This is a genomic window from Phytoactinopolyspora limicola (assembly GCF_011320225.1).
Taxonomy (GTDB): Bacteria; Actinomycetota; Actinomycetes; order Jiangellales; family Jiangellaceae; genus Phytoactinopolyspora; species Phytoactinopolyspora limicola.
This window is the reverse complement of the sequence record NZ_JAAOEN010000002.1, coordinates 238,049-248,573: the sequence shown is the minus strand read 5'-3', so window position 1 is coordinate 248,573 and position 10,525 is coordinate 238,049. Positions and strand designations below refer to the sequence as shown.

Genomic DNA, 10,525 nt, shown 5'->3' with positions numbered 1-10,525 from the left:
CTCGCCCCCCCCCCCGGTTTCTTTTTTGTTGTTTTGGGGGGGGGGGGGCGCCCCCCCCCCCCCCCCCCCCACCCCGCCACCCACCACGGCCGGAGTGAAGAGGGGATCAGGCAATGTTCGAGGGCGTAAAGGCGCTTGAGGCCGAGTATGAGGAACTCGAGCACAAGCTTGCCGATCCCTCGGTGCACGCCAATCCCGGCCAGGCCAGGCGGCTCGGTCGCCGCTATGCGGAGCTGACCGCCGTGGTCACGACGTACCGGAAGTGGCTGACCGCCGGTGCCGACCGGCAGGCCGCTGAGGAACTGGCTGCTGACGACTCCACCTTCGCCGCCGAGGCCGGTGAACTCGCCACCCGCGAAGATGAACTGGCCGACGAACTGCGGTTGCTCCTGCTGCCTCGCGACCCCAACGACGGCCGCGACGCCATCTTGGAGATCAAGGCTGGGGCCGGGGGCGAAGAGTCCGCCCTGTTCGCCGGCGACCTGCTGCGTATGTACACGCGGTACGCCGAACGCGCCGGCTGGAGTACCGAGGTGATAGACGCCGAACCGTCCGATCTCGGCGGGTACCGTGACGTCTCGGTAGCGGTCAAGGCACGCGGCACACCCGACCCCGGCACCGCGCCCTACGCGCGGTTGAAGTTCGAGGGTGGTGTCCACCGCGTGCAGCGGGTCCCGGTCACCGAGAGCCAGGGGCGCATCCACACGTCGGCGGCCGGAGTGCTCGTGCTGCCCGAGGCCGACGACGACACCGAGGTCGAGATCAACCCCAACGACATCCGGATCGACGTCTTCCGATCGTCCGGGCCCGGTGGACAGAGCGTCAACACCACCGATTCCGCGGTCCGCATTACCCACCTGCCCACCGGGATCGTCGTGTCCTGCCAGAACGAGAAGAGCCAGCTCCAGAACAAGGAGCAAGCGCTGCGGATGCTGCGCGCACGGCTGCTGGCGGCGGCCCAGGAGGCGGCGGAGAAGGAAGCGTCCGACGCCCGGCGGAGCCAGATTCGCACCGTCGACCGCTCGGAGCGGATCCGCACCTACAACTTCCCAGAGAACCGCATCTCGGATCACCGCATCGGCTATAAGGCGCACAACCTGGATGCCATCCTCGACGGGGACCTCGAAGCGGTGGTCCAGGCGTTGGTCGACGCCGATACGCAGGCCCGGATTACCGAGACCGGCGGGGCCGGCGAATGATGCGGCTCGGGTGGAGCCTGCCGGCGCTCGGCAGCCACCCGGTCGTGGCCGACCATTGGTCAACCGGCTCGAAGCGATCTCGAAGTCTTGGTGGGTGGATATACGCCGTCGGGACCACGGGGGTGTGATGACGTCTTTGAGAGAGCTGATCAGCGCGGCGGAGCAGCGGCTGGCCCAGGGCGAAGTGCCGTCGCCGCGGCACGACGCCGAGACGCTAGCAGCACACGTGCTGAGTGTCGACCGGACGCAGCTAGTCACGGTGGTCGACGTCCCACCGTCGTTCCCGGCCGCCTACAGCGCTGCTGTTGGTCGGCGCGTGAAGCGAGAGCCGCTGCAGCACATCACCGGGGTGGCTCATTTCCGATATCTGACCCTCCAGGTGGGCCCGGGGGTCTTCGTCCCTCGTCCGGAGACCGAGCTGACGGCGGGAGCGGCGATCGAGGCGGCTCGAGAGGTGATCGCCGCGGACCGAGTGCCGGTAGTGGTCGATATGTATGCGGGATCGGGAGCTATCGCCATCTCGGTGGCTCGTGAGCTTCGGCCAGTGGTGGTCCACGCGGTCGAGTCCGACGACGACGCCGTCGAGTGGTTGCGACGTAACGCTGCCGGCGCGTCGGTGGTGGTGCACCACGACGACGTCGGTGGGATCGCGGAACGGAGCATGTCCATGCTGCACGGTGAGGTGGACGTGGTCGTCGCCAATCCACCATACGTGCCGGTGGGGGCCACCATCCGCGACCCCGAGGTGGTCGAGCACGACCCCGGCGTCGCGTTGTGGTCCGGAGCAGATGGCTTGGACGCGATGCGGGTGTTGGAGTCGGTGGCCGCGCGGCTGCTGCGTCCCGGCGGCGTGGTGATCGCCGAGCATGCCGACGAGCAAGGAACGTCGGCTCCCGGGGTGTTCATGGCGACCGGTCGTTGGAGCGACGTCGTCGACCATCCGGATCTCAACGGTCGGCCGCGTTATCTCACCGCCCTCCTGACAGGCCCCCGCCCGTCCCCATGATCATGAACACTTTGCCGTGTCATGACACGGCAAAGTGTTCATGATCATGGGGACGGGCGGGTAGTACAGGTGGGGCGGGGTAGGACTGTTGATGAGTACGCGGTTAAATACGTGACGTGGCTCTGACCTACGACTGCGCGGACGACGCCAGGCGCAAACGCGGGATCAGCGTGGCGACCCGATCGGTACGGGCCGGCCGGCTGGTTGTCCTGCCGACCGACACCGTCTACGGGATCGGCGCCGACGCGTTCTCCGCTCCAGCAATCAGCAAGCTGCTCGCCGCCAAAGGACGCGGCCCTGACATGCCGGTGCCGGTGCTGGTGGGCTCGGCGGAGGCCTGGACCGGCGTCGCCGTCGCCAACGAACCCGCCGAGGCCTTGGCCGCGGTGTTCTGGCCGGGTGGGCTGAGCTTGCTCTGCCACGAGCAGCCCTCGTTGAACTGGAATCTGGGCGACACCGGCGGGACGGTGGTCGTACGGATGCCCCAGCACGACGTCGCCCTGGAGTTGCTGGCCGAGACCGGGCCTATGGGAGTGAGCAGTGCGAACCGGTCTGGCCAGCCACCGGCGCAGACCGCACAAGACGCTCGGGAACAGTTGGGCAATTCCGTTGCGGTTTACCTCGACGCTGGGCCGACGAAGGCCGATGTCCCGTCCACCATCGTCGATGTCACCGGCGATGTTCCCCGGGTGATCCGGGCCGGTGCCATCAGCCTCGACCAGCTGCGTGATGTGGTGCCGGAGATCATCGCTCCGGACGACATAACCGCCGCTCCGGACGGCGTAACCGATGCGGCGGACGGCGACGCTACCGCCGCGGCGGACGGCAACCCGGCCGACCCGGTAGGTGAGGTCCCGGGTGAGACTCCGGAGCAGGCGGCTGTCCGGCGCGCGGCGGAAGAGGCCGCTCGCGAGTGAACGCCGTTGGGCATGCCGTGACCGGTCCCGTGGGTGTACACCCACCTCACGTGGGGCGGTGCGGAGTTCCACTAGAGTGGGCCGACGTGATCCTGCCGTCCGCCTCATTCCGTTGAAAGGCGCTGCTGTTCGGTGCGCGAGTACCTGCTGACCTTCTTCATCGCCGCGTCGATCACCTATTTGATGATGGCGCTGTGCGGACGGGTCGCACACTGGGTCGGCGCCATCCCGCCGCCACGGGCGCGGGACGTACATAAGGGTGTTGTCCCCCGAATGGGCGGGGTGGCCATGCTCATCGGGATGCTCGGGGCCATGCTGGTGGCCAGCTATCTGCCCCGCATGCGAGACGTATTCGTCGAGTCGACCGACGCGCGGGCGTTGATCACGGCGGCGATCGTCATTTGCCTGGTGGGGGTGGCCGACGACATCTGGGATCTGTCGGCGTTGGCCAAGTTGGCTGGGCAGATGCTGGCGGCCGGACTGCTCGTGGTGCAGGGCGTGGAATTGTTGTGGCTGCCGCTGCCGAATGGCGTGTTTACCCTCGATCCTGGGCAGCGTGCCCTGCTCACGGTGTTGTTGGTGGTCGGTGCGGCCAATGCGGTCAACTTCATCGACGGGTTGGACGGACTGGCCGCTGGTGTCGTGGGTATCGGCGCGGCCGCATTTTTCTCGTACACGTACTTGCTGGCCGTCGAGCAAGGCGACACCAGGATGACCACCCCGGCCCTGGTCGCGGTGGTGCTGATGGGGATGTGTGCGGGCTTTCTGCCGCACAACATCTCGCCGGCGCGGATTTTTATGGGCGACTCCGGGGCGATGCTCATCGGGTTGCTGCTCGCAGCTGGCTCCATCACCCTCACCGGCCGCTCGGCGAGCCAAGACGTCGACGAGTCCAGTTTCTTGCTGACGCTGCTGCCGTTGATCCTGCCGGCGGCGGTGATCGCGTTGCCGTTCCTGGACATGTTGTTGGCAGTGGTGCGCCGTACCCGCGAGGGACGTATGTTCAACTCGCCGGACAAGAAACACCTGCATCATCGGTTGCTGGAGGTCGGCCACTCCGATGGCCGGGCCGCGGCGATCATGTGGGTGTGGGCGGCCCTGGTGTCCGGGGGAGTCGTCGTCATCGCCTTGGTCGGCGGATGGACGACGTATGCGTTGTTGGCGGTGGCCATCCTCGTGTTGGTGGCATTTACCACACGGAGGCCGCGACGGTTGCTGCGGCGAGGAACCTCGTTTATGGAAACCGGCGGGTAACAACGTAGGCTTTGGGACCGTGTCCAAGACTTCCGAGACTTCCAGTGCGGCGTCGCCGGTTCCCGGAGCTACGTCGTTCCTGACGACCATGCGGCGGGTCCTGATCCTGACTGGGGCCGGGTTGGCCGTCTTGCTGCCGGTGGCCACCGTGGCCGGTTGGCTGCTGGGTGGTTCAGAGGTCGGACTCGGGGTTCTGCTCGGGCTAGCGCTACCGGCGGTGTTCTTCGGCGCCACGGTTCTTACCGGTGTGCTGGCGGCTCGGATGGACAACACCCAGTTCGTCGGGGTCGTGGCCGGCTCATGGATCCTGAAGATCATCGTTCTGATGGTGGTCATGGCGTTGATCAAGGACGCGAGCTTTTACCACCGCACCGCCCTCTTCATCGCCCTCGTCGTTGGTGTGGCTGGTTGGCTCGCCGCCGAGGTCTTGATTGTCATGCGCACTCGAATTCCGTACGTCGAGGTAGCGCGAGACTCGCAGGAGAAGGGTGGCGATGACCCGCTCGGCGGCCAACAAAAGTTGGAGGCCGGGGGTGCGTGAGTCGGCAGTGGACCGCACTTGGTATGGTCGGGGCGCCGCATGAGTGAACGGGCACATCTCCCGCATGGCGGGGAGTCCATTGTCTGGCACATCATGGGCACCCTGATCGCCGGGCCGACCCTGTACGGACTGCTCGGCTTTGGGGTGGATAGATTCGCTGACGTGTCGTTCGGCTTGCCGACAGGCATCGTCATCGGATTTGTTCTGTCCGGCTACATCATCTACAAACGGTACGGCCGGGAAGCCTACCCGAGCCCCGATACCAACGGAGAAGACCCTGAGCGCACTCACGACGACGGTCACACTCGCCGCTGAGGACGACGGATTCCACGCTCCGTCGCTGGTCGACTTCTTCCCGCCGGCGATCATGTTCGAAGGAACCATCTTCGAGTTCACCCGGGTCAACATGATCCAGGTCATCATGACGGTAGCGATCGCGTCGTTCTTCATCGTCGCGTTCCGCAACCCGAAGGTTGTGCCACGGGGAATCCAGCAGCTTGGTGAGCTGGCCGTCAACTTCGTCGAGACCCAGATCATCGACTCGATCATGGGTAGCAGCGGACGCCGTTACCTGCCTTACCTCGTCACCCTGTTCTTCTTCATTTTGGCGATGAACCTCGCCGGTGTCATTCCGTTCTTGAACCTGGCAGGCAGCAGTGTCGTCGCCGTGCCAATGTTGATGGCAGTCATCGCGTGGGTAACGTTCAACACGGCTGGAATCCGCAAGCACGGATTCGGCAACTACATGAAGGCGAACCTGTTCCCGACAGGTGTTCCGAAGCCGGTCTACGTGCTGCTGACACCCATCGAGTTTCTTTCGACGTTCATCCTGCGGCCGGTGACGTTGACCATTCGTCTTGTGGCCAACATGATGGCCGGGCACTTGATGCTCGTGCTGTTCTTCTCGGGAGCCACATACCTGTTCCTCGATGCCGAATGGGCGCTCAAGCCGTTCGGCCTGGGAGCTGCGGCGATGGGATTCTTCATCACCGGCTTCGAGATCCTGATCGCAGTACTGCAGGCCTATATCTTCACTCTCCTCACCGCGCTTTACATCGCGGGTGCGGAGAGCGAACACCACTGACGTAACACCGACGTTCCGGACACGCCGTCCGGAACGCCAACACAAGGAAAGGGAAACACCGTGGAGCTTCTTGCTCAGGTTGAGGGCAACGTCAATGCCATCGGCTATGGCCTCTCCGCGATCGGCCCAGGCGTCGGCCTGGGAATCATGATCGGCAAGGCGCTGGAGGGTATGGCCCGCCAGCCCGAAGCCGCTGGCATCCTGCGGATCAACATGTTCATCGGTGTCGCTCTGATCGAGGCGCTGGCCCTGCTGGGTATCGTCGCAGGCTTCCTCTTCACGTGAGTCCTGAGATGGTACGCGCAGCCGAGGGAGACGTGCCTGAGGGCATAGATATCTTCATTCCGCCGTGGTACGACGTCTTCTGGAGCGCGGTGATGTTCGCCGCGCTGTTCTGGATCTTCTGGAAGTTCGTCCTACCCAGGTTGAAGACTGTCCTCAACGAGCGTTCCGAGGGTATCGAGAAGAAGCTGGAGCAGGCCGAGGCCGACCGCAACGAGGCCCACGTTCTGCTCGAGCAGTATCGCGAGCAGCTGGCGGAGGCTCGTTCTGAGGCGGCTCAGATCCGGGCGGAAGCACAAGCCGAACGGCAGTCCATCGTGGCTGAGGCACGCTCTGAAGCGCAGACGGCGGCTACCGCCGTCGCCGAGCGGGCTGAAACACAGCTGTCGGCTGAGGCCGAGCGGGTGCGCACAGTGCTGGCCCGTGACGTCGGCCGGCTTGCCACCGATCTTGCTGAGAAGATCGTCGGTGAGTCGCTGGACGAGCAGAAGGTCGCGGCCACCGTCGACCGCTTCATCGCCGATCTCGAGACCGTCGCCGCCGAAGAGCAGGAGACGCGCTGATGCTTGGCTCCAGCCGCACATCGTTCGAGGCAGCCCGGGCCGAGCTGCCAGGTCGCGTGCCGGCCGACGGTGAGATGTCGGCCGAGCTTCTGCAAGTTTCCACCGTACTGGCGGCTACCCCAGCTCTGCGGGGAGCATTGGCCGATTCCGGTACGGAGAGCGCGGCCCGGGTGGCGCTGGTCCGGTCGGTGCTCGACGGCAAGGTGAGCGCCGCGACGCTTGACGTCGTAGCCGACCTCGCCAGCCGGCGCTGGAACAGCGGGACCGACGTCGTGGACGCGGTAGAGCTGCTCGGCTTCGAGGTGGCGCTGATCGGGGTGGAGCGGGCCGGCCGGCTGGACACGGTGGAAGACCAGCTGTTCCGGGTCGACCGACTGGTGGCGGGCAACGCCGAGCTGCGGCAGGCATTGTCCGATCCGGCGGTGGGCGCGGCGGCCAAGGCGCAGATGCTGGACGACCTGCTCGACGGCAAGGTGGAGACCACCACGGCGGCCCTGGTGCGGCATCTCGTGCAGCACCCCCGAGGGCGCAATCTGGGCGATGTGTTGCCGGCGTTGGTTGAGCAGTCGGCTCGGCGCCGGGAGCGGCTGCTGGCGAAGGTCAAGGTGGCCGCGGCGATGAGCGGTGACCAAGAGCGGCGCCTGGCGGCGGTGCTCAGTCGCATTTATCACCGAGAGGTCGATCTGCAGATCGAGGTCGATCCGGAGGTGCTGGGCGGAGTCGTCGTCCGAGTGGGCGACGAGGTGATCGATGGCAGTGTGGCACAGCGGCTGGACGAGGTCAGCCGGGTGTGGCGGGCGTAATTTGGCCACCACACCAGCGCCGTTCACACTGGTCTGAGACAGGACAACTCGACAGAGCCTTGACTTAGGGCTACCCACACAGGACAACCCACGGGTTCGCGAAGACGAAAGAGTAGGGACGAAAAGATGGCGGAGCTGACGATCCGGCCGGAGGAGATCCGGGACGCGATCGAGCGACACGTCCAGTCGTACGCGCCGGAGGCCTCGAGGGAAGAGGTCGGCCGGGTTGTGGACGCCGGCGACGGCATCGCTCACGTCGAAGGACTGCACTCGACGATGGCCAACGAGCTGCTCGAGTTCGAGGACGGCACTCTCGGTCTGGCGCTGAACCTAGAGGTTCGCGAGATCGGTGTGGTGATCCTGGGCGAGTTCAAGAACATCGAGGAAGGACAGACGGTACGCCGCACCGGCGAGGTCCTCTCGGTGCCGGTGGGTGACGCCTTCCTCGGCCGCACCGTCGACCCGTTGGGCAAACCGTTGGACGGGCTTGGCGAGATCGAGGCCGAAGGACGTCGCGCGCTGGAGTTGCAGGCACCGTCGGTGATCAACCGGCAGAGTGTGTCCGAGCCGCTGCAGACCGGCATCAAGGCGATCGACTCGATGACCCCCATCGGGCGGGGCCAGCGGCAGCTCATCATTGGTGACCGGCAGACCGGTAAGACGACGGTCGCCGTCGACACCATCCTGAACCAGGTGGACAACTGGAAGAGCGGCGATCCGAAGCAGCAGGTGCGCTGCATCTACGTCGCCACCGGCCAGAAGGGCTCCACCATCGCCGGTGTGCGCCAGCAGCTGGAAGAGGCCGGCGCGTTGGAATACACCACCATCGTCGCCGCCCCGGCATCCGACGCCGCGGGCTTCAAATACCTCTCGCCCTACACCGGCTCGGCCATCGGTCAGCACTGGATGTACCAGGGTTACCACGTGCTGATCGTCTTCGACGACCTCACCAAGCAGGCTGAGGCGTACCGGGCAATCTCGCTGCTGCTGCGCCGCCCGCCGGGCCGTGAAGCGTACCCGGGTGATGTGTTCTACCTGCACTCGCGGTTGCTGGAGCGGTGCGCCAAGCTGTCGGACGCGCTGGGAGCTGGTTCGATGACCGGTCTGCCGATCATCGAGACGAAGGCGAACGACGTCTCCGCGTACATCCCCACCAACGTCATCTCCATCACCGACGGTCAGTGCTTCCTGGAGTCCGACCTGTTCCACTCGGGTATCCGCCCGGCGGTCAACGTCGGTATCTCGGTGTCCCGAGTTGGTGGATCGGCGCAGGTCAAGGCGATGCGGAAGGTGTCAGGTACGCTGCGCCTGGACCTAGCGCAGTACAACGAGCTGAAGGCGTTCGCCGCGTTCGCGTCGGACCTGGACGCCACCAGCCGGGCGCAGCTGGACCGCGGCGAGCGGGTGACCGAGCTGCTCAAGCAGCCGCAGGGCGCGCCGGTGCGGGTCGAGCGCCAGGTAGCGGCGATCTGGGCGGCCACGACGGGCCGGTTGGACGAGGTCCCGGTCGAGGATGTGCGGCGGTTCGAGACCGAGTTCGTGGACTACCTGGTCCGTGAGCACTCGGCGGTTCTGGACTCCATCCGGTCGACCGGCCAGCTGTCCGACGACGACGCGTCGCTGTTGGAACAGGCGATCGACACCTTCAAGCAGCAGTTCGTCACCGCGTCCGGCCAGCCGCTGATCAAGGACGAGCCGATCGAAGCCATGGAAGAGGGCGAAGAAGACCAGGTGACCCTGCGTCGCCGGCGCCGGTCGGCGGCGGACGTGCAGGAGGCCACTGGCCCGCAGGGTGTGACGGGAGCCCCCTCGCAGTGATCCAGGTGCAGTACGGACGGCAGACAGCCAGCGTGAGTGAGAGGAGGTGCTAACCAGTGGGTGCAGAGCTGCGTGAACTGCGACGGCGAATCCGTTCGACGGAGTCGATGAAGAAGATCACCAAGGCGCAGGAGCTCATCGCCGCGTCGCGGATCATCAAGGCGCAACAGCTGGCGGATGCGGCCAAGCCGTACAGCCAGGCGCTGGTGCGAGCACTCGAAGCGGCGGCGTCGCGATCCAACCTCGACCACCACCTGCTGGAGGGCGTCGGGACCCCGCGGCGATCGGCGGTGCTAGTGGTGACCTCCGACCGCGGATTCGCCGGTGCGTATTCGGCCAACGTCATCCGGCAAGCTGAAGCGCTGACGGCTCTGCTCCGGGAGCAGGGGCAGGAAGTGCGGCCCTACGTGGTGGGCAAGAAGGGTGTGAACTGGTTCCGGTTCCGTGCCCGGGAGATGTTCGGGGAGTACGTCGACTTCACCGGCAACCCCACATATGCGCATGCTCGGCGGATCGCGGACGACCTCCTGGAAGCCATCAACACGCCGACCGATGAGGGCGGCGTCGACGAGATCCACGTGGTCTCGACGCACTTCAAGAACATGGTGAGCCAAGAGGTCCGGGCCCGCCGATTGTTCCCGATCGTGGTGGAAGACGTCCCGGAGCCGTTACGTCGAGCCGAAGTAGCTGGCGGCGCGGAGGCGGCTGGTGGAACCAGCGCGGATGGGCCGGATCAGGCGCCGCCACCGCCGAAGTCCAACGGACGCTCTGAGGACGAAACGTTACCGTTGTACGACTTCGAGCCGTCGGCGGAGGAGGTCCTGGATGCATTGCTGCCGCAATACGCAGGTAACCTCGTGTACACGACGTTGCTCGACGCCGCGGCGTCGGAATGGGCGGCTCGCCGCCGGGCTATGAAAGCCGCAACGGACAACGCCGGAGAGCTACAAGAAAATCTCACCCGGCAGGCTAACGCCGCCCGCCAGGCCGAGATCACCCAGGAGATCAGCGAGATCGTCGGCGGCGCGGACGCGCTGGCGTCGGCAGGAAGTGAGTAG

Annotated in this window: 12 protein-coding genes; all 12 read left to right on the top strand. The window is 65.9% G+C overall.

Annotation, left to right across the window (positions count from 1 at the left end; translation table 11 throughout):
* Positions 1-113 precede the first annotated feature (113 nt).
* The 12 genes from prfA to G8760_RS06735 all read left to right on the top strand — a co-directional run bounded on the left by prfA (position 114) and on the right by G8760_RS06735 (position 10,525).
* Positions 114-1,199: a peptide chain release factor 1 gene (gene prfA, locus G8760_RS06790; protein WP_166348763.1), complete on the top strand. Its 1,086-nt coding sequence runs from the start codon at positions 114-116 to the stop codon at positions 1,197-1,199.
* A gap of 127 nt (positions 1,200-1,326) precedes the next feature.
* Positions 1,327-2,205: a N5-glutamine methyltransferase family protein gene (locus G8760_RS06785; RefSeq protein WP_207782096.1), complete on the top strand. Its 879-nt coding sequence runs from the start codon at positions 1,327-1,329 to the stop codon at positions 2,203-2,205.
* 116 nt (positions 2,206-2,321) lie between these two features.
* Positions 2,322-3,122 carry an L-threonylcarbamoyladenylate synthase gene (locus G8760_RS06780; protein WP_166348760.1) on the top strand — a complete coding sequence of 267 codons (801 nt, stop codon included), beginning with the start codon at positions 2,322-2,324 and terminating at the stop codon, positions 3,120-3,122.
* 132 nt (positions 3,123-3,254) lie between these two features.
* Positions 3,255-4,376 (top strand): MraY family glycosyltransferase, encoded by a 1,122-nt coding sequence (locus G8760_RS06775; protein WP_166348757.1) that lies wholly within the window; start codon positions 3,255-3,257, stop codon positions 4,374-4,376.
* Positions 4,377-4,395: 19 nt separating this feature from the next.
* On the top strand, positions 4,396-4,917 hold the full coding sequence (locus G8760_RS06770; protein WP_166348754.1) for a Cg1360 family ATP-synthase-associated protein: 522 nt from the start codon (positions 4,396-4,398) through the stop codon (positions 4,915-4,917).
* Between the two features lie 39 nt (positions 4,918-4,956).
* On the top strand, positions 4,957-5,232 hold the full coding sequence (locus tag G8760_RS06765) for a hypothetical protein (protein WP_166348751.1): 276 nt from the start codon (positions 4,957-4,959) through the stop codon (positions 5,230-5,232).
* Entirely contained in the window at positions 5,177-6,001 is an 825-nt protein-coding gene (atpB, locus tag G8760_RS06760; RefSeq protein WP_343074379.1) for a F0F1 ATP synthase subunit A, read from the top strand. The genes G8760_RS06765 and atpB overlap by 56 nt, the downstream gene beginning before the upstream one ends.
* A 60-nt stretch (positions 6,002-6,061) precedes the next feature.
* Positions 6,062-6,286: a F0F1 ATP synthase subunit C gene (gene atpE, locus G8760_RS06755; RefSeq protein ID WP_166348745.1), complete on the top strand. Its 225-nt coding sequence runs from the start codon at positions 6,062-6,064 to the stop codon at positions 6,284-6,286.
* A gap of 32 nt (positions 6,287-6,318) precedes the next feature.
* Positions 6,319-6,846 (top strand): F0F1 ATP synthase subunit B, encoded by a 528-nt coding sequence (locus G8760_RS06750; protein WP_166348742.1) that lies wholly within the window; start codon positions 6,319-6,321, stop codon positions 6,844-6,846.
* Positions 6,846-7,649, top strand: coding sequence for a F0F1 ATP synthase subunit delta (locus tag G8760_RS06745; RefSeq protein ID WP_166348739.1), 804 nt, complete (start codon positions 6,846-6,848; stop codon positions 7,647-7,649). Before G8760_RS06750 ends, G8760_RS06745 begins: the two co-directional genes overlap by 1 nt.
* Positions 7,650-7,775: 126 nt before the next feature.
* Positions 7,776-9,467 carry a F0F1 ATP synthase subunit alpha gene (gene atpA, locus G8760_RS06740; protein ID WP_166348736.1) on the top strand — a complete coding sequence of 564 codons (1,692 nt, stop codon included), beginning with the start codon at positions 7,776-7,778 and terminating at the stop codon, positions 9,465-9,467.
* A gap of 56 nt (positions 9,468-9,523) precedes the next feature.
* Complete coding sequence (locus G8760_RS06735) at positions 9,524-10,525, top strand: F0F1 ATP synthase subunit gamma (RefSeq protein WP_166348733.1); 1,002 nt, start codon at positions 9,524-9,526, stop codon at positions 10,523-10,525.